This is a genomic window from Vibrio celticus (assembly GCF_024347335.1).
Lineage (GTDB): Bacteria > Pseudomonadota > Gammaproteobacteria > Enterobacterales > Vibrionaceae > Vibrio > Vibrio celticus.
This window is the reverse complement of the sequence record NZ_AP025464.1, coordinates 589,637-612,388: the sequence shown is the minus strand read 5'-3', so window position 1 is coordinate 612,388 and position 22,752 is coordinate 589,637. Positions and strand designations below refer to the sequence as shown.

Sequence of the window (22,752 nt, the reverse complement as noted above, 5' to 3'; positions counted from 1 at the left end):
AATGATTCGCCTATTTCTTGCTTTACCTCTAGCGGGTGCATTGGGCTTAGCTCTGTTTTCCTTTATGGCTTGGATGGTCGATAATGGCCACCAACGTTCACCAGACAACAGTGAGACGTTAAGTTTCAACATGGTAATGGTGGAACAAGAACAAGAAGTCCAAAGAAGACAACGTGCAGTTCCTGAAAAACCAGAAATGCCAGAGCCGCCACCGGAAGCGCAAACGTCTCAGTCACAAGCTGAAGTTGCGCCTCTGAATTCGATGTCTTCACTGCCTTCTTTGGATTTGAATACATCGATTGACGGCCTAGCGATTAACGCTCCGACATTTTCTGATTTTGGGTCAAACCAACAGGCAATGCCTCTGTATCGAGTAGAACCTCGTTACCCAGCTAAAGCGCTGAAGCGTGGCGCTGAAGGTCATGTGATTATGTCTTTTACCATCGACGAAACGGGACGCCCAATTGACATTCAAGTCACTGAAGCAAACCCACGTCGTATGTTTGAACGTGAAGCGATGAGAGCACTTAAAAAATGGAAATATCAACCAAAAGTCGTCGATGGAAAAGCGATAGCTCAGGTTGGTCAAACCGTGAAACTAGAGTTTAAGTTGGCAAAATGATGAAACAGATATGGATATTAGTGGGCTTGTTGTTAATGCCCCTTACAACACAAGCGCAAGAGCTATCTCAATATACTGCCATTCGTGTTCAAAAGGCGCATAAGCTTGCTCAAGATGAACAGGTTAAACAGGCAATTGATGTACTTGCAGGTTTAGAGCTTTCTAAAGGTTACGACAAAGCATACGTAGCTCGTATGTTGGGTGTTTTTTACTGGCAAGATGGCAAAACCGACGCGGCGATTAAGCAGCTTACATACGCCGTCGATACCAATTTACTGGTGGATGAACAAGCTTGGATAACGAAGCGTATGCTTGCTGATCTGTTATTAAATGATCAGCAGTTCAAAAACGCGCTTCCGCACTACTACGAGTTAGTGAAAACAGCGCCTGAAAAGGAAAAGAAAGACACGCTTTGGATGCGAATTGCACAAGCTGAATACCAAATTGAAAACTGGTCGAAAGTACTAGTGGCCATCGGTAATCATGACAAGTTCAATTCAAAACCAGAGTTATCACCTCTATCGCTAAAACTGGGCGCACAGCTTCAGTTAAAGCAGTGGAAACAGTCGATTCCTACACTGGAAAGCCTGATTGAACTTCAACCAGAGAAAGATAACTGGTGGCGTCAACTTGTGGGTATTCAGTTAAGACTAGAACGTAATCGCGATGCATTGAACACGTTAGCACTGGCTGATTTACAAGGTGTTGATCTGAAGAACTCAGATCGCCGCTTGCTTGCACAGCTTTACGCGAAACGTGGTATTCCAGAGCGCGCAGCACAAGAAATTAGTAAGCTAGATGATGCGAACAGCGACGTTCAACTTCTAGCAGAGCAAGCAACCTACTGGCAGCTAGCGAAAGAGTGGGACAATGCGATTGAAGTGTGGACGTTAGCGTCTAAAAAAGACACTCAGTATCATTGGAATGTGGCTCAGCTATTGGTTCAGCAAGGTTACTACGACCGAGCTCTGGTTGTTTTAGATAAAGTGAAAGACAAAAACAAACAAGCCGACGTTGCGTTAGCGAAAGTGCGTTCATGGTACAAGTTAAAGAATCTTGATAACGCCCTTGCTCAAGCCAAGCGTGCGAACAACATTGAGCCATCTTCTGAGGCGAAAGGTTGGATCAAATACCTGACTCAGCTTAGAACGGTAAGCGATAACGGAAACGTCTAACCGCTCATCGCAAACAGAAGACAAGAACAGCACATAAGAACCAACAAAAGCAAAAGGGTGTCATTTGATCGTTCAAATGACACCCTTTTTAATTTAGGCGACTTAAGCCCATCTTGGGACTTTAGCTCATCTAGCCTTGGATTGGATTGGATTGGATTGTTTAAGGCTCGCACATCGTGCCACTAAGCGTTGCACTTTGAATTGCGCCACTGGTGTTAGCGACCCAGTTAATGGTGCAGTCTCGATAAGGGTTCTTAAAGGCATGTAAAGTGTAACCATTATCTAGTGGTTTCTTTGTTTCAACCCAAGCATAGTTTCGAGATGCCCAAAAGCTGATAGGACGTGAGCGTTCGGTTAGATATTGCTCTTGTGCATCGGTTATGTCTGAACCGATGTATTCTTGGACGTGCTCTTCTGTGTTGCTCATTTGGCTACTGCACGCTGTTACAAGCGCGGTAAAAGCCAAAACAATAATACGCATTTCAAAATCCCTTTAAGCCTAATTAGCTATCGTTAAACTGGTTATTCGTCTGTATTTAACAAACCGCATCAACCGAAGAGTCCGCCGTTTGTGTATGATCTTCAAAATGATCCAAAGATCAAATAGCTCCGAAGGTTAATAGTCACGAAGCTTAAATAGCTCCAACTTTCTATCCTTAAAGCCACAACTGCTACCTTAAACCCATCTCAATCAAGCGTGTTGAGATTGAGTTTTTTGAGCTTTGCCCCCTGTTATCGATAACCTCTAATAGAACGAATCAAATCCCTTTAGTACACGTTAGCAAGAATATGCATACAGTTCGATTACTTCCCATGTAATGTTATGTAAATTTCCTTACGCCACTCGGCAAACGTAAACAATGTAAATTGAATGCCAATACGAATGATTATCAACTAAATTGTCGCCATAAAATTTATAGGTATTGGTTTGTATGTCGTTAAAAAGTAGGGCGGTTCAGTCATGGGCTCGTCGACTTCATGTTTATATTTCTATGGCGCTTCTGTTCGTGGTTCTTTTTTTCTCAGTCACAGGTATCACCCTGAACCGACCTGAGTTATTTGAATCAAGCCAACCCAATATCCAACGCTCTACTTTAGAGCTTCCAACGAGTTTGTTCACGATCCAAGACGGGCGATTAAAAGCCGACGAAAGTGCCTTCGAAGCATTTCTGTTTGAAGAGGCTAATTTATCCGGTGTTCCTTCTGGTTTAGACATCTACGCTGAAATTGAAGACGGTGAGTTGCTGATCGGTGAAGTGTCCATGGACTTCAAAGGACCAGGTTACAACGCATCTGTATTTGTTGACGTGACATCTGAAATGGTCGAGGTCGAAACCACGAATTACGGCGTGATTGCCCTGTTGAACGACCTACACAAAGGTCGTAACAGCGGTGAAGTGTGGAAATGGTTCATCGATATCACAGCACTACTGATGGTCTTCTTTGTGCTGACTGGCGTGTGCTTACTGTTACCTAAGAAAAAGACGCTTAATACTTCCATTAAATGGACGGTATTTGGCTCTGTAATCTCACTTGCTATCTATTTTGTCGCCGTGCCTTAACGCTTGGTTCGATTGATGAATCGGATTGAAGAACGAACTTAAGGTTAAACGGATTTAAAAGGTTGTTAAACATGAAAAAAATGAACTGGAGCAAGGCGCTTCTTGCTTTATCTCTTTTGCCAAGCCTAGGCATGGCACAAGCGATTTCTGATACGGCAAAACTTGATGTGAGCTTCGAGCTTCCAAAGATTGATACCTCTATGTATGCGCGTCCTTATGTGGCGGTGTGGGTAGAGAACAGCGAACGAAAATCAGTGAAAACCATTGAGCTTTGGGTCGGTAAAGATGAATGGCTGAAAGATCTACGCAGCTGGTGGAGAAAAGTTGGACGTTACGATCGCGAACTCGTTGATGCTGTAACATCCGCTACGCGTCCAGCTGGCAAGTACCGTTTCGTTTGGGATGGTAAGAGTGATGATGGCCAAGCACTAGAGCAAGGCGAATACACGGTTCATATCGAAGTTGTTCGTGAACACGGCGGCCGTAACTATCTTCGTCAAAAAGTATCACTCACAGATTCAAACGCTTCTTATGAGCTAAAGGCAACAGAAGAGACGGGTGAAATCACACTGAATTACATCGCTAAATAGTAAGTGCGAACAGTAAAACCAAGCAGAACAGAATAGACAGTGGTCATCGTAGGCTCAGATAGAGCGACACGGCTAACAATTATAAATAATGGAATTGAACATGATGAAACAGACAAAAATCAAAGCACTTGCTCTAGCGGGTGTGATGGCATTCGGCCTAGCAGCAACGACAACGGCACAAGCTCACCCACGTTGGATTTTGCCATCACACTTTACCGTATCGAAAGAAGGCGGTGATTGGCTAACGTTCGATGTGACTGCGTCTCACGGTACGTTTGTTTTTGATAAGCCTGCAGGCAGCGAAAATGCACATGTCATCATGCCTGATGGCCGTAGCGAGCGTCCTAACTTTGTTGTTCGCGGTAAACGTCGTTCAATCTTCGATTTCTACTTTGAAGAAGAAGGTACACACAAAGTTGCAATTAACAACCAGCCATCTTACTACACACAGTACAAAGCGGGCCGTCGTGACACTGTGAAATGGATCAAAGCAAACAAAGCGGAACGTGACTCTGTACTTCCTGAAAAATCACGTGACGTGGTAACACAAATCAGCTTCACTCGCGCTGAAAGCTACATCACAGTAGGTATGCCAACGGATTCAGTATTCAAAATTGAAGGGAAGCTTCTAGAAATGAAGCCTGTGACACACCCTTCAGACATCGTTGAAGGCGAACCAGTAACGTTCCAATTCTTCTACAACGGTGAAATTCAAAAAGACGTGAAAGCTGAGATCACTCGTGAAGGCACGCTTTACCGCAACCACCAAGAACAGATTGATGTAGTGAGCGACGAGAACGGCGAAATCACGTTCACTCCAGATGTAGCGGGTCGTTACGTAATGAAAGCGAACTACAAAGGTGAGTTGATTGACAACCCACTGGCAGACAAAGCAAGCGCGAACGTTCACCTAACGTTCGAAGCACTGCTTCAATAGTCTGTGATGTCGGGGCTAGATCCCTGATTAAGCAACCAAAAAACTTAAGGGCTCATTTGAGCCCTTTATCGCTCAGTTTACTACTGAGAATTTGCACTGTGGCTAGGGTACGAACCATGACAATAAAAATAAAACTAAAATCGATAATCACTCCATGCTTGGCTCTGGGACTTGGATTCGCTGCATTACCTGCGCAAGCACACTTTCCATTGATGAGCTGCTGGTTTGAAGGCAAAACTGTGGCTTGCGAAGCGGGCTATTCAGACGGTAGTAAAGCGATTGATTACGCGGTTGAGATGTATGACTACGAAGACAACTTGATTGCAAAAGAGATGACGGATAAGCGCTCTATTGTTGAGTTTCCAAACCCTGACACTGAGTTCTACCTTGTGTTTGATTCAGGCCACGAGTTTCCTGTTGAAGTAGACGTTGTTGAGATCAGCGAAAAATGATGATTCAAGGCGTACGTGCTGACACGGGCGGCAGAGAAGGCAAATGGGTAGGGCTGATCATTGCGTTCATTCTGAGCTTTGCCACGGTTGCTATCCCATTTCATCAAGCAGAATCGCATATCAAAGCGGTACTTGATCATCAAATCTTAGTGACCGATGTCGAGCAAGAAAACTTGGCGATGTTATCAGAGCTTCGCTTGGCTCATGAAGAGATTCGCGACCTGCATATGGACTCTGACGGCGAATGGCCAAGTGTTGCGTCACTGAAAGATGAATGGGTCGCGCCATTTGTTGAAGACCAGAGTTGGAAGCGCAAAGGTTCTCATACTTGGTTATTGGACGAGCGTGGTTATTACTTTTCTACGCCAAGTGAAGATACTGCACCAAGTGAACAAGCTACGCCAACCGAACACGGCTTCGCTGATTCCTTTATTTTGAACGCCAACAGTGTCTCTCCTGAAATCTGGATTTTCTTTGGCGGCGTAGCAAGTCAACCGACTAATTTTGATGAGAACACACTTGAATCTGCTGGCTGGAAAGTGGTCGTCAATGAATCAGAAGTTGAGCAGCATGATGCTTCTTCTCATTAAACAATCCGGCTTATAAAAATGCTCACTAATAATAAGAGAATTACTATGCGAATTATGACTCTATTGATGTCGTTATTGGCGGTGTTAATGACACCCAATGCATTGGCAAAAGAATACAAGGTCGACAGCGATAAGCTGACGATTGGCATAACCCTTCAGCCTTACTACAGTTACGTAAAAGCCGTGGTGGGTGACAAAGTGAACATCCTTCCTTTGGTTGATGCTGGCTTTAATCCGCATAACTACTTGCCACAACCGAACGACTTGAAGCGATTGAGCCAGATGGACGCCATCGTGGTAAACGGTATTGGCCATGACGACTTCGCACTAAAAGTAATCTCAGCTGCGCAACGTGATGACTTAGTGGTGATCGAAGCGAACAAAGAAGTGCCTTTACTTCCCGCATTAGGTCAATCTGTGGGTCAAGGCGCGGTGAATCCGCACACGTTTGTTGGACTTTCGACAACAATTCAAAAGGTTTACACCATCGCGAGTGAAGTCTCTAAGCTCGACCCAGACAACGCGGCTTTTTATCGTAAGAATGCACGTAAATACGCAAAGCAATTTCGCTTTATGAAGCGCGATGCGATGTTGTCATTAGGTGAGCTAGATACATCAGGTATGAAGGTAGCGACCACGCACAATGCTTATGGCTATATTTTGCAAGAGTTTGGTGTGGATGTTGCGGCGGTGATTGAGCCTGCACACGGTGTTGAACCAAGTGCGAGCCAGCTGCAAGAGACGATCGAAAAGATCCGTGCATCGGGCATTGATGTTCTGTTCTACGAGCTAAACATGCCAAACCGTTTTGTTGACACGATTGAAGCGGAAACAGGTGTTCAGCTTTACCGTTTTTCTCACATGACGCACGGCGAATATGAAGACGATAAAGTCGAAGTTGAGATGAAAAAGAACCTTGAGACGTTAATCGAAGCAATGAAATTTGCGGCGGCGAACCAAGCTAAAAGCGGGAACGCATAATGTTAGGTCCATCGATTTCAATCAATCAACTTGGTCTGCAATACGACAACAACGTCATTCTTGACGAAATTTCACTAGAACTTAAAGCGGGTGAGTGCCATGTGATCATGGGGCCAAACGGCGGTGGTAAAACCTCTTTGCTACGCTCTGTTCTTGGTTTGACGCCTTTCTCTGGTCAAATCAATATTCATTGGCCAGAAAAGCCAAGCATCGGTTACGTTCCACAAAAAGCGACCTTCGAATCAAGCTTACCTTTGACGGTAATGGATTTTGTATTGCTTAACCAAACTCGAATTCCTCTATTTTGGCGTCGTAAATCTAAGCAATTGGATCTCGCACTCGCGCAATTGGATCGAGTGGGTATGGCGACTCGTAGCGATCGCCGAATGGGACAGTTGTCGGGTGGTGAGCAGCAACGTGTGTTGTTTGCTCAAGCGCTATTGGATAATCCAAGCCTACTGGTTTTGGATGAACCAACGACCGGTATGGATGAGCAGGGCGTTCGTTATCTTGAATCACTGATTCGTGAATGTGTTAATGAAGATCGTACGATCCTTGCGGTTCACCATGATGTAACCGCAGTGCGTCGCCTTGAAGCTAACGTACATGTTGTGAATCGATTCTTGGTGGATAGTGGTCCACACGAACAGGTACTACATCCAAGTAAGATTGAAAGCTTATTCCAGCACTACAGCAGTGGCTCTGCCATGACCAAATCGAAGGAGGTTGCGTAATGGATTGGTTACGACAACTTGCCATTAGTGGTGTGGAAGCGGGCTGGTTATCCGACAGCTTCATGTATGCCTTCATGGTGAACGCCTTGGTGGCGGCGCTATTACTTGGCCCGTTACTAGGTGGCCTCGGTACTTTGGTGATTGCTAAGCGTCTGGCCTTCTTCTCAGAAGCCGTTGGCCACGCAGCATTAACCGGTATCGCTATTGGTGTTTTGCTTGGCGAGCCACCGGAAAACCCAATCATTGGTCTGTTTAGCTTTTGTATGATCTTCGCTCTGCTTCTTCATTTTGTAAGAAACAGAACCAATGTGCCATACGATACCTTAGTTGGCGTTTTTCTAGCGCTAGCGCTGGCAGTGGGTGCGGCATTGCTGATGTACGTAGCGCGCAAGATCAACATCCATATGCTTGAGAACGTACTGTTTGGCTCGATTCTAACGGTAACAGACCAAGACTTAGCGATTCTCGCGGGCAGCTGCGCGATCATCATTTTGCTCTTGATACCGACGTTCAACCGTATTCTCCTTACTTGTATCAGCCCTGATATTGCCAAGGTTCGTGGTTATAACACCAGCTTCTACGACTACCTGTTTGTCATGATGATCACCTTAGTAACGATTGCAGCGGTGAAAATAGTGGGTGCGGTTTTAGTGGGTGCGTTGTTGCTGATTCCAGGTGCGACCGCTCGATTGCTGACTAAACGCATGGGGAGCTTTGTACTGCTTTCAGCATTACTCGCAACCATCGCGTGTTTAGTCGGAACTGTGTTGCCTATGGAGCTAAAACTGCCAGTGCCATCGGGCGCGTCAATCATCATCGTTTCTGCAACGTTTTTCCTAGCAGCAACGCTTTACCGAATTGTAAGAAAGGCGTAATCATGACTTGTTTAATGAATCGTATCGCTAGCTCAGTAAAAGCAACGGCTCAAGTGAGTGTTCTTGGTAGTGTGTTAATGGCTGGTTCTGTGCTGTCACTGAACGTGAATGCAGAAGACATCCTAACCAGTACACCTGTGACTTACGCGTTAGCGACAGAGCTAACCAAAGGCACCGACATTACGACCGAATATCTACCACCCAAGCGTTACGGTATTGACCGCCTGCCGAATTGGTTTGGTACAAAGGGTGCGAGTAAAGTGCTTCAATCGGGCGAAAAGGCGACCGTTGCGGTAACACTGTCATCCATCTGGCAAGCGGATCCTACCTTTGTATACGCAAGACAAGGCAATATCCGTTTGGTTGAGGTGGATGCGGCTCAAGCGATCACACCGCGTGCACAAGGTGTTGCAGCGCTTACATTGTCGAATGGTGATGTGTCTAAATACGCGTGGTTAAATCCGACCAACTTAACGCGTATGGCTGCAATTGTGGCTGACGACTTTAAGTTGTTGTGGCCTGCGCAAGCTGAAACGATTGATAGCAACTTACAGCGTGTGATGTTGGATGTTCGTGAACTGATCAACAAGCAGCAAGCGGTATTACTAGATAATGACGTAGATTCAGTATTGCTGCTTTCAGAAAGCTTGGAAGATTTTGTCTCTGGCAGCCAACTGTTTGTTGAAGAGCGTATGTTCAAAGCTGAACTGGAATGGACAGACGAAGACAAAGCCAAGCTTAAAGAGATGTTTTCGGAAGACGATACTCTATGGTTAGTCACAGCGAAAAAGCCAACTAACTTGATTAAATCATTGGTACCGAATGAGCGTATCTTAGTGGTGGATTCTGTTGATCGTTGGGGTAGAGCAGGAATCAACAAAAAATCACCGTTTACCCGTTGGGAAGTACAGCCTTTCAAAGGCTAATCAGCGCGATTAAAATGGTAGGATCAAAAAAGCAGCCCAAATAAAGGCTGCTTTTTTGTTCTTATCCATTGACTCAGTACGGAGATTTGGACAAGAGGACTGCGAGTTTTAACTTACTCTGCAGCTTTTGTCTCTTCAGCTTCGACAGTCGCTTCTACTGAACCTTCAGCGTGCTCTTGAGCCGCTTTAGCTTGTTCTTCAGCTTCCATTTTTGCGCGGTCAGCTTTAGAAATGTAGCGAGGCTTGTTGCTACTATGCAGTTTAGAATTCGCCTGTTTCTGCTTCTTTTTTAGAATTTGATTGATTTTTTTCTTACGGTTCATTGCTGCATAGCCTTGTATTTAGTTTAGGCGGTGGAGGATAATCATTTTAGCTCTAGAACTCAATATTTACATGGTATTCAGCAAGGAAAATATCACTATGCAGGCCGTCGAGACCGAACGTTTACGATTAAGAATGATCACGCCTCAAGATGCGGCGTTTATTCAGCGATTATACAGCTCAGAAGATTTCCTGCGTTACATTGGTGATAAGGAAATCAGCGACACTGACAAGGCTGTCGAATACATCGAAAACAACATTCTTAAGATGCACGAAGAGAAGGGAGTCTGTTTGTTGATGGTTGAAATCAAGGATTGTTCAACACCAATTGGTATCTGCGGGCTAATAAAAAGAGACACCTTAGAGTCGCATGATATTGGCTATGGGTTTGTTCCTGAGTTTTATGGTCAAGGCTTTGCCCAAGAAGCAGCGGAGGCGATAATTGAACAAGCTAAGCAGAATGCTGATATCGATCATTTAGTTGCCATCACAACCTCTGATAACATTCGAAGTATCGCACTACTGACTAAATTAGGCTTTGTGTTTGAGCGAGTTGAAGATGTGATAAGCGAAAGTGTTAATCTCAACCTGTACGGTTTCTCATTAGGTAATTAAAACATGTTCCAACATAACAATATTCTACAAGGCGAGCTCGCAACGGAGTACAAAACCGTTATTGCGATGGTGCACATCTATTGCAAAGATCACCACGGTGAAGTTCGTCAGAATAATGCGTTATGTGAGGAGTGTGAGCAACTGCTGCGTTATGCCGAAACACGACTGGATAGATGTCCTTATGGCGAAGCAAAACCGACCTGTAATAAGTGTCCGATTCATTGCTATAAACCTGATCCGAAAGAGCAAATGCGTTTAGTGATGCGCTATGCCGGGCCAAGAATGCTACTTAAGCATCCTATTTTAGCGATTCGACATCTGATTCATGAGAAGCGGAAAGTGCCTGAAAAGCCGCTGCCGAACGTATCTAATCGTCATATCCGAATGAACAAGAAGTAAGTGGCGCTTGAAAGTAATTTCTAAAGAAACGAAAAAGGTCTGATTTCTCAGACCTTTTTTGATGTAGATACGATTTATCTAAGCTTGAATATAGCCAGGTAACTGTAACTTACGCCGCTTGTGGTTCTTCATAAGTAACCGTTAGGTTGTTGATCCAGCGTCGGCTCAAGTAACGGTGTGAACAGATAGCTAGTTTCACTACTTCTTCTACTAACATCAGACCATAGATGTATTTGAAGTCCCATCCAGCGATAAATGCGCCGTAAACACATACTGGAATGCCTACCATCCACATCGCGATGAAATCCATGCGAAGGCAGAACGCATTATCACCACCAGCACGAATAATACCGTTAATGATTACCATGTTGAGCATACGAATCACAACCGCAAAGCACATGATCATCATCGCTGGTGAAGCAAGCGGGTATAAAGCGTCTGTGGTCAGGTTTAGCCATGATAGAACATGCTCTTTACCCATAAACAGTAGCAAACCTACAACCGCACCAAAACCAACCACGGCTTTAATGAAGGTCAGACCCATACTCATGGCGTCATCAAATTCGTCACGACCTAGTGAGTGGCCAAGCAACACTGAACACGCAACCGAGATACCAAAGAATATCGAGTAACACAGCGACTCAAACGGCGCGAGCATTGAGAAGACTGCGAGTTCTGTTGTGCCCATGTGACCAAAGATCATTTGGTATGCCATGGTACCCATTGCCCATAAAACGGCATTCATAGTAAGTGGTAGCGCAATACGACGGTAAGACAACCAAAGCGACGGGCGATGTGGTGAACTCGGTGTCGTTAACAGCCAGTGGTTACGCATACGCATGTAGCCATACATCAAACCCACTTGAATCAAGCGCGCTAAAGTTGTTGCTAATGCCGCACCTGCAACACCCATCGCTGGAATACCGAAGGCACCTTTGATGAGCACGAAGTTAAGTGCGATGTTGAGGGCAATTGTCACCGCACCAAGCAATAATGGAGTTACGGTGTCACCTGATGAGCGCATGCTTGCTTCTACTACGACAACAATGTGAGTCAGAAGTAGAACAGGGAATCCATACCAAAGGTAAGTCGCGCCAAGCTTAATCACGGTTTGATCGCTGGTTTGCAACATCATTAAAAACTGAGAACCAAGAGTGATGATTGCAGTCACAGGCAATAGAACTTTTAGGCCAAACACCATCGCGATAGATGATACCGTTCGTGCGCTTTTTCGGTCATTCTTTCCCCAATATTGAGCGACTAATGTACCGTTTGCTGAAGCCAACCCTGCCATAATCATAATAGCAACGAAGTGCCATTTTGATGCAATTCCCACAGCCGCAGCTGCTTCCATACCATAGTCACTGACCATTAATACGTCAGCAAGGGCAAGAATAGCGACAAGCGCACTTTGTAAAGCAACAGGTAAACCAAGTTTAACGATACGAGGTAATATGCTCTCTGGCTTGTTATTCATAGATGAGTTAGGGTTGATGTTAGTTGTCATAAGCTCTCCGATTTATGGCAGAACTATAGTGATTTGAGCGAAGTAACAACATGTTTAAAAAACAACAAAACCTGTGCGAATCTGTCATTGATTCAATGAGACCAAAATCAACTTGGCACGATGATGTTTTTCTCGCTGAACAGTGCAAAGAACGTTTTTTGACCGTTGAAGATATTCCAGAGATGAAAAGCTTTGGTGTCTACATGGGAGGTATGGCGAAGCTATATGATGGTTATTGGGTTGAGCGAGAATCCGTTAATGTTCATACGTTGATTTTCACTATGGAAGGTGGCGGTATTCTAACAACCGCAACATCGGTACAAGAGATTACACCTTATACGCTGGTGGTTCTTCCTGCTGAAACCCCATTTCGTTTTGAACTTGATCCTCAATATAATTATTGGAAAATGGCGTGGATGCTGACGCCCGATACGCAGCAATGGCAGCACATAGCAAGTTTAGGTCAGGGGATTGTGCCGTTCGGAGAGTGTGAGCAGATCTGGTCATTAATGAACTTGGTTTACTTTGAGATAGGCGGTCGAGCCAGTTACCGTAAGTTACTCTTGAGTGAAATTATCCGAACATTGACGGGATTTGAGCCTAAGTCGACCAGTACTACTGCACGTGTTCAAGCACTCTATAATGAGATTGAAAGCAGTCTGCACCAACCATGGACCGTCGCTGGCATGGCACAAAGGGTGTTTATCAGCGAAGAGCAACTTAATCGAGTCACCAAGACGCTATTCGACCTATCACCACGCAGCAAATTGATTCAGTTGAGAATGGATAAAGCCACCAGTTTGTTGAAGCAGCAAGATTGGTCGGTGTCGATGATAGCCAATCGTCTAGGCTATAAAGACCCATATAACTTCTCACATCGTTTCAAAAAGCATTTCGGTCTGTCACCTAGTCAATATCGAAAGAGTCATCGACTGCCCGGTTAGCCATGCTTATTTCCTCGATCAATTACGCAAGATCAAACTTTGCAGTAATATTACTGTATTGAGCTATCTATCAATTTAGTATTTTTGCCCTATTCGGTACTATCAGAAACATCTAAAAGCACGACTGCATATGCAGGGTGAGGTATAAATGCAACAAGATATCGGCGAGGTGGATGATTTTGTTCTTCCATCAAAGCTCATTTTAAATAGTAAAGAGTTTCAATCAGGCACAAAAATTGTTCGAAAACAGGGCTGTGGTTCAATAATAGGAACGCTTTCTGAGCCTCATCGTAAAGTGCTTTTCTATCTTTACCTGAACAGAGGTCAAGTAGTTAGCAAGCAAATATTGAAGAGCGTAGGCTGGGCTGGTAAAGCTGTGACATGTGCGTCTGTATTGGTGGCTATTTACGAGATACGAAGGATTCTCGACTGCCGTTGTATACAAACCGTTTCCAACGAAGGGTATGTTATGGAGTGATAAATAATCTCCTATTGATATCCTATTAATATTTTAATAATAAAAATTTAATCTCTTTACCGTACAAATTCCATTGATTATCGTCAAATCTAAAACGTCCACATATAAGCGACGTTATATAAATACGAACAAATCTGACATTGTCGCTGGCTATATAGTAAGGGAATTATCTAAAAATGGACTCTTATCCTGGAATAGAAACGAACCACTCTGAAAACAACGTAATACTTGAATTAAACGGTAAAATTGTTGAACTCAACACCAAACTTATTCGCAATGTAGAGAATGGCTACGTACTGGCTACCATGCCTTTGGCATACCGAAAGATCATTTTATTTATGAATCGACATCGAGGTGAATTGTTCAGTGTTGGTCAATTAAAGAAGATTGGCTGGGAAAGTGAGAAAGTCACCAATTCTTCTGTGATCGTCGCCATATCGGAAATTCGGTCTTTGTTTGGTGATGGGCTGATCATGACGATAACGGGTGAAGGTTACGTGTTCCAACCTTAAACACTGTTCGCTGGTTTTATATTTCTCCGCATTATTACAGTTAAAGAAAAGGGCGCTTCATTTAGACGATTAGTCATCACGAAGAGCCCCACTATTCTCTATCTAATGAACTTGCTATATCACTCGCCAGCAATCTGTAGAGGAGAACGCTTTAGACTTGCGATTAACATGTAAATCGTTGTCGCTAGCAGAGACGCAAACAGGTAAGTAAATAGTCCTGCTTGAGAGTCCATAAAGCTATCTGCAACTAATGGCCCTGCGACTGAACCGATGCTGTAACACAACAGCATAACCTGAGTCACTGACACCAGATAGCTTGGGTCTAAGTTACGACAACCTAAGTTAATCGCAATTGGGTAAAGTGCGAATGTTGCCATGCCCAGTACGAATAGGCTCATGCCTAGTACGTAGAAATCATGGTTTATCGTTAGTACACCAATGCTTGCAACCCCTAGTAAGCTGAACAGAGCCATTAATAACACTTGTCCTATGTGGTGAGATAACCATGTCACCATCGGCTGAACAGCCATACCACCCATAATTACTAACGCCATCAAACCACCAATATCTTGGTGTGCGATGTTGCGCTGAGCCAGTTCTACAGGCATCAAGCCATAAATAGAACCAAGTGTTAGCCCCGATACAATACAACCAATTAGTGCGCTGTGGCTCAGTTTGCTGATTTGCTTCAGTGATAAAGACTTAGCATCGTGAATTTGTGGTGCTGTCGCTTGTCCGTACATCAACACAATGATTGCACCAAACAACAAGGTGAACATTGCAATGAAAGGCACGCCGCCTGTAATACCAAGGTATCCAATGCCAAGTTGACCAACGGCAGATCCGCCGTATAGCGAACACATGTAAACCCCTAAACGTTTCGCACGCTGAGATTCATCACCGCTCATTAGCCAAGATTCAACAATTACGAAGATGCCCGCTACCGCAACACCAGCAACAAAACGAGCCAATAGCCATACCGCTTGATGTGGGATCAATGGCAATACAAGGATCGTTGCAATGAATGCGCTCAGTGCCACCACGAATGCGTCTTTATGACCAATACGAGCGATGGCGCGTTCAATCAATAACGTACCCGCTAGAAGACCTGCATAAAAGGCACTCGCCAACCAACTCGATAGATCTTTGTCTAAGCCATACTCAGACAGCATTAATGGTAATGAACTCATTAAGTAGCCTGAAGTTATCGCGTAAAAAGACAATGCAATAACAGGAACAGTTATGCGAGTTGTTGGTTGGATGTTGTCCAATGCAGGAGCCTCTGATAGTGAAAGAAACGATGAATTTTCCGCGACTATGGGGGAGAAACTGAATTGGGTAAAACGAATAAAAATGGTCGTTAAGATAAAAGAAATTTATCGTGTTTGTTAGCTAAAATACCGTTGTGATATTTCATGTTTTCGCGATATTTTCTGCGGTTAAATAGCCGATAAAGCGTTGTTCAAACGACTATTTAATTTGAAAGACGGAGAGAGGTTCGTTGTATTCATCAGATTTTAATTTAGGGCGTTTAATCGTGTTAGACCACTTCTTTTCGGTATTGTCTGGGCGAGCTTCCACTCCACTTACGAAAGGCATGTCGAAAGTTAGCGCTGTCTGAAAACCCAACGCGCTCAGATATCTCTTCAATACTCATTCGAGTTGAAGAAAGATAGTGCCGGGAAAGATGAAAGCGAACATGATCCAGTATCTTCTGGTAGCTCGTATCCGCTGCTTTCAGGTGACGACGCAGAGTTCGAGAAGACATCCCCAATTCTGATGAAATAGATTCTATCGAAGGGTAACATCCAGGTCTCTCTAGTAGCATTTGAGAGACTTTTTCTTTTAGGCTGGTGGACGCACTGACTTTTGCCAACATGTCGTCACACGATTTCAGACACATCTGCAGCGTGATGGTATTGGCGGTAGGAAGAGGCGAGTACAAACTTGTTGCATCAAACTGCCATTCAAGGCGATCACTATTGAATTCAACAGGGCAACGGAAAATCTCTGTGTAGAGGTCGCCGTATTCTGGCTTCGGGTAAGGGAAGCGGATCACTTGGGATGGGAATGGTTGTTGTAGTACTTCTTCACACAGGCTTTGAATTGCGGTGAACCAATATTCGCAACAAAATGGCAGCAGCGAGTCCAAGTCGATCAGCTGCTCGGCTCTAAAGTATCCAACGTTATCTTTTACTGACATCGTTTTTCTAAGTACAGGACCGGCAAGCTGCAGATATTTAAATCCGATCAACAAAGCATCTAAAAGCGTTTCACTACTGAATACTGCATAACCTAGAACACCAAAGTCGCTAAACCGTGCTTGTTGGCCGACTCTTAACCCTAAACCGCCTTCATCAGTATTCGCCAATGCGTTACTGAACACCGCCAACTTTTGCGCCAAGGTAATGTGGGTGTCTGGCGTGTTGAGTTGCAGAGCATCAATGTTACTGCCTTCCAATAATGCTTCGATATTGAGGGCGGGTGACATATAGCGATGCAGTAATTGAAGATCAAGAATACCGAATGCTTGCATATCGGGTTCGTAGACTGCGGTGTATTCCATAGGATGCCTCTTGTTGAATATTCCCATCTTAACCGAACTCTTAACATTTACGCTTGTCGCCTGTTCTCACTTTTCCAAGCTTGTTCAAACTTTTGCTTTATGTGTCCAAGGTTTTACAAGGCCTGATAGAGCTGCGTCCGAATATCACCGGTTTTTGTCTTTTTGAAACCTGTTCGAAATGTTATCAAAATGTTGTAATTTGATGGGTTGCATATTGGAACATCTTAAACATTTTGCTCGATACCTACTATTTTGCTCAATAAGTATTCTTACCTACATGACACGCCAATGTGCAGGCTCTGATAGCAACAAAGACAACACTTATTACAACGATTAAAACGTCTAAGGCGAATGTGACCGCAAGGTCAAGCCGAATAAGGAGATCATGGATGCACAATCTTGCTGTTAACTTGGAGCGCAGCGCTTCGCTTTTTCCAACTAAAGCCGCTCTGCGTATGGGATCGGATGAAGTCAGCTTTTCTCAGTTAGAACAACTTTCTGGAAACGTGGCCGCGAACCTTAAAAGGCTCGGGTTAAAAAAGGGAGATAAGGTCGCGCTGTCGTGTCCGAACGTCACGTATTTTCCAATCGCTTATTACGGGATTCTAAAAGCGGGCTGTGTGGTGGTGCCTTTGAATGTGTTATTCAAGGCCAGAGAGATCGCTTATCACCTTAATGATTCAGATGCGAAAGCTTATTTATGCTTTGAGGGCAGTGAAGAGTTACCTATCGGACGCTATGGATTACAAGGTTTTGTACAGGCCGATAACTGCGAACATTTCGTGTCTATGCCAATACCAAACGGCGCAACATCCTTGCTTTCAGAAAACCATGAGCAGCATGAATCAATAGCTGATTGGTTAGCACAACCTTTGACTCCTTTTGAATCTGTGGCTTGTCATGGCGATGATACTGCTGTGATCCTTTATACCTCTGGTACGACTGGGCAGCCAAAAGGGGCTGAGCTTTCCCACACCAACATGCAAACCAATGCGATGTCTTCGCAGTATCTTATGAGATTGGAATATAGCGATACCACAATGGCCACACTTCCTCTATTCCACAGTTTTGGCCAAACCGTGATGATGAACGCGAGCGTGTTAACGGGCTCTACCATGGTGTTGATTCCGCGCTTTGAGCCGTCCTTGGTGATCGAGCAGATCATTAACCATAAAGTCAGTGTGTTTGCGGGCGTTCCTACGATGTATATTGCGCTTCTAAAAGCTGGAGAAGGGTCTTTAGAGCGCTCAGAGCAAGTCAAACACAGCTTGAGGCTTGGTGTGTCTGGTGGTGCTTCGATGCCACTTGAGGTTATTCGACAGTTTGAATCTCGTTTCGAATTACCAGTCTTAGAAGGGTATGGGCTCTCAGAAACGGCGCCGGTTGCGACCTTTAACCATATTGATGGCGATCGTTTGACGGGCAGTGTGGGTCAGCCTTTATGTGGCCACCTCATTAAGATTACTGAGATACAAGGCAACTCAGTCGCTATGGGGGATTTGGGAGAAGTCTGCATTAAAAGCCCAAGTGTCATGAAAGGTTATTATCAACGACCTGAAGCAACGGCAGAAGCGATCAGAGACGGCTGGTTTTTAACGGGTGACATCGGACGCGTCGATGAGCACGGTAACTTGTTTATTGTTGATCGTGTTAAAGACATGATCATCCGTGGTGGTTACAACGTTTATCCACGAGAAATTGAAGAAGTATTGATGTGTCACCCTGATGTGGAGATGGTGGCGGTGGTGGGCGAGCACCATGAGCAGTTGGGTGAAGAGATTCACGCCCATGTTGTACTTCACGAGCATACTCAGTGTGATAGCAAATCTTTGATGGCTTGGTGTCGTGAGCAACTCGCCGACTACAAATACCCGCGTAAGGTGTTTATTCGTAGCGCCTTACCCATGACTGCTACCGGAAAAGTCTTAAAACGAGAGCTACACCCTTTAGAAGTTGCGGAGGCAATCAATGGATAACTATGACTTTATCATCGTAGGTGGCGGTTCGGCTGGTTGTGTGATGGCTTCTCGATTGTCGGAAGACCCTAATGTGACGGTTTGCTTGTTAGAAGCTGGCGGTAAAGATACGAGCCCATTTATTCATACGCCGGTTGGCGTTGTGGCTATGATGCCGACCAAGCTCAATAACTGGGCTTTCGAGACAGTCGAACAGCCGGGTTTAAATGGTAGGAAGGGCTATCAACCGAGGGGCAAGACTCTCGGTGGCTCCAGTTCTATCAATGCCATGATGTACGCCCGTGGACATCGCTATGACTACGATACATGGGAAAGTTTAGGCAATGCTGGCTGGAAGTATGAATCGTGTCTGCCTTACTTTAAAAAAGCAGAGAATAACGAAGTCCACCAAGATGAGTTTCATGGTCAAGGTGGCCCTTTAAATGTGGCGAACCTTAGATCGCCAAGCCCTATGTTGGAACGCTATTTAACAGCCTGTGAGTCGATAGGTGTCCCGCGTAACGAGGATATTAATGGTGTCGCTCAGTTTGGGGCAATGCCGACGCAGGTAACACAGTTAAATGGCGAACGGTGTAGTGCTGCCAAGGCTTACCTAACCCCAAACCTGTCACGATCGAATCTCATTGTCGTTACCAAAGCAACCACACATAAGGTCTTATTTGAAGGCAAGAAGGCGGTTGGCGTTGAATATGGCTCGAAAGGCAAACGTTATCAAATCCGGAGTAACAAAGAAGTCATTTTATCTGCAGGCGCGTTTGGTTCTCCCCAATTGCTATTACTGTCTGGTGTCGGTGCTCAAACTGAATTAGAGACACATGGCATCGAACAAGTTCATGAATTACCTGGAGTGGGCAAGAATCTGCAAGACCATATCGACTTAGTCCATTCGTACAAATGCAGTGAAAAGCGTGAAACCTTCGGCATCTCGCTGCAAATGGCCTCTGAAATGACCAAAGCCTTACCGCTATGGCACAAAGAGCGCCGTGGCAAGATGAGCAGTAACTTTGCAGAGGGAATCGGCTTTCTTTGCTCTGATGATCATATCGCCGTGCCTGATTTAGAGTTTGTATTTGTCGTTGCTGTTGTGGATGATCATGCCCGAAAAATCCATACTAGTCATGGCTTTACCTCTCATGTCACCTTGTTGCGACCGAAGAGCCATGGCACAGTAACGCTCAATAGTAATGATCCCTATGATCCGCCTAAGATCGATCCTGCGTTTTTCAGCCATCCTGAAGACATGGAGATCATGATTAAGGGCTGGAAGAAGCAGTATCAAATGTTAGAGAGTTCGGCGTTTGAAGATATTCGTGGCAATGCTTTCTATCCGGTTGACGCTAGTGATGACGAGGCTATAGAGCAAGATATCCGTAACCGTGCAGACACTCAGTATCACCCAGTAGGTACCTGTAAAATGGGACCTAATAGTGATTCATTAGCCGTGGTGGATAAAGATCTCAAGGTATATGGTTTGAATAGCTTAAGAGTCATTGATGCTTCTGTTATGCCGACACTGATTGGGGCAAACACTAATGCGCCAACCATTATGATTGCTGAAAAAGTCGCTGATCAGATTAAAGAGCAATACGGGTTTGGCAAGCAAGAATCTGGCATTCAAGCGAAAGGCGAAGCTGTGGTGTGATTCAAGAAATTAAGTGATAACCCTAAATAAAACAGTAGGTTAGAAAGTCTTGGTTTGATAGGACTCTCTAACCTATTTTTGCGAGCTTACTTAGAATTAAGTAAGGCAGATCAATAGCTTAACCAATAGTGTTACTTAGTTAGAGCTTGATTAAGCCATTGATCAAATTGACCTTTTGGTAACGCACCGTTGATCGTGTCGACACGTTTTCCGTCCTTAAATACCATAACAGTAGGGATGCTTCTGATTTGATACATTGCCGCGAGCTGCTGTTGAGCTTCAGTATCAATCTTAACGAATCGAACATCTCCAGAACGCTCTTTTGCAACGTCGCTGAACACAGGCGCGAAGCCCACACATGGGTTACACCATGTTGCCCAGAAATCGACAACTACAGGTTGTGAACTGTTCAAGATAGATTGGAAATTAAGTGACGTTCCCTCGATAGGAGCGCCATCGAGCAGCGCTGTTTTGCACTTACCACAAGTTGGGCTTTCTGAAATTCTTTCTGAAGGAACTCGGTTTACGCCATTACAAGAAGGGCAACGTGTGTTGAATGTAGACATAACTTTCTCTTTTTATTGTAACTCCGTGTCTAACGCGATTTACGAATCACGCACGGAGCGCTTATACTGTTTAAAACTAGAATACGATACTTAAATAAAAACAAACAATAAACAGGTAAATGATGACAAAATTTTACGCCGAAATTACTGGCTGGGGAAAGTGTCTGCCACCAGCCGTGCTGTCCAATGATGATCTAAGCACTTTCATTGATACGTCTGACGAGTGGATTCGAACTCGAACTGGTATCGAAAACCGTCGTATCAGTCATGTAAATACCTCTGAACTTGCGACTGTTGCAGCGAAGCATGCAATGGCGTGTGCTGGCCTAACTGCTGAAGATATCGATCTTGTTATCATCGCGACGTGCAGCCCAGACTCACTGATCCCAAACACTGCGTCTAAGGTTCAACAGAACCTAGGCATTAAGAGTGCAGCGGCTTTCGACCTTAATGCAGCGTGTACTGGCTTCATTTACGGTGTTGAAACGGCGACTCGACTGATTCAAGCGGGTAACTACCGCAACGCTATCGTTGTGGGCGCAGAACGTCTGTCATTCTTCATTGATTGGACCAAGCGTGATACCGCGGTTCTTTTCGGTGATGGCGCTGGCGCTGTGGTTCTATCTCGCACCGAAGAACAAGTTGGCTTACAAGAAGCTCAGATCGGTTGTGACGCCGAAGGCCGCGATATTCTAGCGGTACCAAAATTCGGTACATCTATGGATCGCTTTGCTGCTGACAACGGTTATTGGGACTTTGACTTCGTTGGTAAAGAGATCTTCAAACGTGCAGTGAAAGGCATGGGTGCAGCGGCACACACAGTATTGAGCCGCACTGGTATCTCAACCGACAACATTGACGTTGTGATTCCGCACCAAGCGAACATCCGAATCATTCAAACTCTGTGTGATATGGCGGGTATCGATCGCGAGAAAGCGTTTGTTAACATCCAAAATTACGGCAACACATCCGCTGCGACTGTACCAATCGCATTGTGTGAATCGCTAGAGCAAGGTTTCGTTAAGCCTAACGACAATATTCTTGTTGCAGCGTTTGGTGCGGGTTTGACGTGGGGTGCTGGCCATATTAAATGGGGTAGCCGTGTTGAGCCGCTAGGTCAATCAGATGCTAAGCTTCCAGAAGCCGACAAATCTGCTTTAGAGCTTCTAGAAAGAGCCATTTTACACTGTAAAACACACCCGAATTCAGCGAGCGAATAACGTTGATGGGTACAGTCGTCAAAGTACGTCTTATGACGAAAGCCGACCTCGATGGGGCGGCTTTAGTTCACCAAGCTACTTTTGTTCGACAGCAAAACTCAAAAACTTGGTTACAATGTAACTTAAACGCTTCACCACGCTTTCTTAACTTTGTTGCTGAAAGCGATGGCGAAATTGTCGGCTACATTATTTGGGTTCAAAAGAGTGGGTTTAGACCTGAGGCTGTTTTGGAGCTAGAGCAACTTGCCGTGTTACCAAGCGCGCAGGGGCAAGGATTGGGTAAAACGCTGATTCTAGATTCCCTGCCGCAGGTAAAACAGCATTTGGCGGATCAAGGCTCGACGCTCAAACACGTGCTAGTGACCACCAGAGCAGACAACTTTGCACAAAAGCTTTATCAATCTACGTTGGGTGCAGAAGTCGAAACCACGATTTCAAACCTGTACTCAGCTGATGAAGTGCTTATGATAGCTCGCAATGTAGGTGAGCGAATCTGATCGCTGAGTTTTTAGAACTCATTATAATCAGCGGTATAAATCGACTTACGTTTAATTAGGGACTT

General features: G+C 44.7%; 26 protein-coding genes. 20 read left to right on the top strand and 6 right to left on the bottom strand.

What is annotated here, in order from left to right; translation table 11 throughout:
• Position 1: 1 nt before the first annotated feature.
• The gene (locus tag OCV19_RS18765) at positions 2-622 is read left to right on the top strand and encodes an energy transducer TonB (RefSeq protein ID WP_065677082.1); all 621 of its coding nucleotides are present in this window, start codon (positions 2-4) and stop codon (positions 620-622) included.
• Positions 619-1,797, top strand: coding sequence for a tetratricopeptide repeat protein (locus tag OCV19_RS18760; protein WP_065677081.1), 1,179 nt, complete (start codon positions 619-621; stop codon positions 1,795-1,797). The genes OCV19_RS18765 and OCV19_RS18760 overlap by 4 nt, the downstream gene beginning before the upstream one ends.
• A gap of 160 nt (positions 1,798-1,957) precedes the next feature.
• On the opposite strand, the gene OCV19_RS18755 is transcribed toward OCV19_RS18760, so the two are convergent.
• The gene (locus tag OCV19_RS18755; RefSeq protein ID WP_048612629.1) at positions 1,958-2,278 is read right to left on the bottom strand and encodes a hypothetical protein; all 321 of its coding nucleotides are present in this window, start codon (positions 2,276-2,278) and stop codon (positions 1,958-1,960) included.
• 451 nt (positions 2,279-2,729) lie between these two features.
• On the opposite strand from OCV19_RS18755, the gene OCV19_RS18750 reads away from it, so the two are divergent.
• The 9 genes from OCV19_RS18750 to OCV19_RS18710 all read left to right on the top strand — a co-directional run bounded on the left by OCV19_RS18750 (position 2,730) and on the right by OCV19_RS18710 (position 9,444).
• Complete coding sequence (locus tag OCV19_RS18750) at positions 2,730-3,359, top strand: PepSY-associated TM helix domain-containing protein (protein ID WP_065677080.1); 630 nt, start codon at positions 2,730-2,732, stop codon at positions 3,357-3,359.
• A 71-nt stretch (positions 3,360-3,430) separates the two neighbouring features.
• Positions 3,431-3,949, top strand: coding sequence for a DUF2271 domain-containing protein (locus tag OCV19_RS18745; protein WP_065677079.1), 519 nt, complete (start codon positions 3,431-3,433; stop codon positions 3,947-3,949).
• A gap of 100 nt (positions 3,950-4,049) precedes the next feature.
• Positions 4,050-4,886, top strand: a complete 837-nt coding sequence (locus tag OCV19_RS18740) for a DUF4198 domain-containing protein (protein ID WP_065677078.1) — start codon at positions 4,050-4,052, stop codon at positions 4,884-4,886.
• A gap of 116 nt (positions 4,887-5,002) precedes the next feature.
• On the top strand, positions 5,003-5,338 hold the full coding sequence (locus tag OCV19_RS18735; RefSeq protein ID WP_065677077.1) for a hypothetical protein: 336 nt from the start codon (positions 5,003-5,005) through the stop codon (positions 5,336-5,338).
• Positions 5,335-5,928 carry a DUF6162 family protein gene (locus OCV19_RS18730; protein WP_065677076.1) on the top strand — a complete coding sequence of 198 codons (594 nt, stop codon included), beginning with the start codon at positions 5,335-5,337 and terminating at the stop codon, positions 5,926-5,928. The genes OCV19_RS18735 and OCV19_RS18730 overlap by 4 nt, the downstream gene beginning before the upstream one ends.
• 45 nt (positions 5,929-5,973) lie before the next feature.
• Positions 5,974-6,909 (top strand): metal ABC transporter solute-binding protein, Zn/Mn family, encoded by a 936-nt coding sequence (locus OCV19_RS18725; protein ID WP_050622351.1) that lies wholly within the window; start codon positions 5,974-5,976, stop codon positions 6,907-6,909.
• Positions 6,909-7,643, top strand: a complete 735-nt coding sequence (locus OCV19_RS18720; protein ID WP_065677075.1) for a metal ABC transporter ATP-binding protein — start codon at positions 6,909-6,911, stop codon at positions 7,641-7,643. Before OCV19_RS18725 ends, OCV19_RS18720 begins: the two co-directional genes overlap by 1 nt.
• On the top strand, positions 7,643-8,518 hold the full coding sequence (locus tag OCV19_RS18715; RefSeq protein ID WP_065206162.1) for a metal ABC transporter permease: 876 nt from the start codon (positions 7,643-7,645) through the stop codon (positions 8,516-8,518). Before OCV19_RS18720 ends, OCV19_RS18715 begins: the two co-directional genes overlap by 1 nt.
• A gap of 2 nt (positions 8,519-8,520) precedes the next feature.
• Positions 8,521-9,444: a metal ABC transporter substrate-binding protein gene (locus OCV19_RS18710; RefSeq protein ID WP_065677074.1), complete on the top strand. Its 924-nt coding sequence runs from the start codon at positions 8,521-8,523 to the stop codon at positions 9,442-9,444.
• Between the two features lie 113 nt (positions 9,445-9,557).
• On the opposite strand, the gene OCV19_RS18705 is transcribed toward OCV19_RS18710, so the two are convergent.
• A complete protein-coding gene (locus OCV19_RS18705; protein WP_048662822.1) occupies positions 9,558-9,767 on the bottom strand; it encodes a DUF2986 domain-containing protein in 210 nt (69 codons plus the stop codon).
• 97 nt (positions 9,768-9,864) lie between these two features.
• On the opposite strand from OCV19_RS18705, the gene OCV19_RS18700 reads away from it, so the two are divergent.
• Both OCV19_RS18700 and OCV19_RS18695 read left to right on the top strand, forming a co-directional pair.
• Positions 9,865-10,380: a GNAT family N-acetyltransferase gene (locus OCV19_RS18700; protein ID WP_048660129.1), complete on the top strand. Its 516-nt coding sequence runs from the start codon at positions 9,865-9,867 to the stop codon at positions 10,378-10,380.
• Positions 10,381-10,383: 3 nt separating this feature from the next.
• A complete protein-coding gene (locus tag OCV19_RS18695; protein WP_017060975.1) occupies positions 10,384-10,779 on the top strand; it encodes a nitrous oxide-stimulated promoter family protein in 396 nt (131 codons plus the stop codon).
• A gap of 109 nt (positions 10,780-10,888) precedes the next feature.
• Here OCV19_RS18695 and OCV19_RS18690 read toward each other — a convergent pair whose 3' ends face one another.
• Positions 10,889-12,286 (bottom strand): MATE family efflux transporter, encoded by a 1,398-nt coding sequence (locus OCV19_RS18690; RefSeq protein WP_048660131.1) that lies wholly within the window; start codon positions 12,284-12,286, stop codon positions 10,889-10,891.
• A 50-nt stretch (positions 12,287-12,336) separates the two neighbouring features.
• Here OCV19_RS18690 and OCV19_RS18685 point away from each other — a divergent pair, with 50 nt between their 5' ends.
• From OCV19_RS18685 to OCV19_RS18675, 3 genes are all read left to right on the top strand, one after another.
• Positions 12,337-13,230, top strand: a complete 894-nt coding sequence (locus tag OCV19_RS18685) for a helix-turn-helix domain-containing protein (protein ID WP_048660132.1) — start codon at positions 12,337-12,339, stop codon at positions 13,228-13,230.
• A gap of 148 nt (positions 13,231-13,378) precedes the next feature.
• Positions 13,379-13,708, top strand: a complete 330-nt coding sequence (locus OCV19_RS18680) for a winged helix-turn-helix domain-containing protein (RefSeq protein WP_086738384.1) — start codon at positions 13,379-13,381, stop codon at positions 13,706-13,708.
• Between the two features lie 176 nt (positions 13,709-13,884).
• The gene (locus OCV19_RS18675) at positions 13,885-14,220 is read left to right on the top strand and encodes a winged helix-turn-helix domain-containing protein (protein ID WP_065677073.1); all 336 of its coding nucleotides are present in this window, start codon (positions 13,885-13,887) and stop codon (positions 14,218-14,220) included.
• Positions 14,221-14,339: 119 nt separating this feature from the next.
• Here OCV19_RS18675 and OCV19_RS18670 read toward each other — a convergent pair whose 3' ends face one another.
• Together OCV19_RS18670 and OCV19_RS18665 are read right to left on the bottom strand one after the other, a co-directional pair.
• The gene (locus tag OCV19_RS18670; protein WP_065677072.1) at positions 14,340-15,491 is read right to left on the bottom strand and encodes an MFS transporter; all 1,152 of its coding nucleotides are present in this window, start codon (positions 15,489-15,491) and stop codon (positions 14,340-14,342) included.
• A 269-nt stretch (positions 15,492-15,760) separates the two neighbouring features.
• Positions 15,761-16,786, bottom strand: a complete 1,026-nt coding sequence (locus OCV19_RS18665; protein ID WP_065677071.1) for an AraC family transcriptional regulator — start codon at positions 16,784-16,786, stop codon at positions 15,761-15,763.
• A gap of 389 nt (positions 16,787-17,175) precedes the next feature.
• Between OCV19_RS18665 and OCV19_RS18660 the strand changes: the two genes are divergently transcribed.
• Together OCV19_RS18660 and OCV19_RS18655 are read left to right on the top strand one after the other, a co-directional pair.
• Positions 17,176-18,762, top strand: a complete 1,587-nt coding sequence (locus OCV19_RS18660; protein WP_065677070.1) for a long-chain-fatty-acid--CoA ligase — start codon at positions 17,176-17,178, stop codon at positions 18,760-18,762.
• Complete coding sequence (locus tag OCV19_RS18655) at positions 18,755-20,404, top strand: GMC family oxidoreductase (RefSeq protein ID WP_065677069.1); 1,650 nt, start codon at positions 18,755-18,757, stop codon at positions 20,402-20,404. The genes OCV19_RS18660 and OCV19_RS18655 overlap by 8 nt, the downstream gene beginning before the upstream one ends.
• Before the next feature lie 131 nt (positions 20,405-20,535).
• On the opposite strand, the gene trxC is transcribed toward OCV19_RS18655, so the two are convergent.
• Positions 20,536-20,970: a thioredoxin TrxC gene (gene trxC, locus OCV19_RS18650; protein ID WP_004731082.1), complete on the bottom strand. Its 435-nt coding sequence runs from the start codon at positions 20,968-20,970 to the stop codon at positions 20,536-20,538.
• A gap of 122 nt (positions 20,971-21,092) precedes the next feature.
• Between trxC and OCV19_RS18645 the strand changes: the two genes are divergently transcribed.
• Entirely contained in the window at positions 21,093-22,190 is a 1,098-nt protein-coding gene (locus OCV19_RS18645; protein ID WP_016785269.1) for a ketoacyl-ACP synthase III, read from the top strand.
• A gap of 32 nt (positions 22,191-22,222) precedes the next feature.
• On the top strand, positions 22,223-22,687 hold the full coding sequence (locus tag OCV19_RS18640) for a GNAT family N-acetyltransferase (RefSeq protein ID WP_065677068.1): 465 nt from the start codon (positions 22,223-22,225) through the stop codon (positions 22,685-22,687).
• The last annotated feature ends 65 nt before the right edge of the window (positions 22,688-22,752 follow it).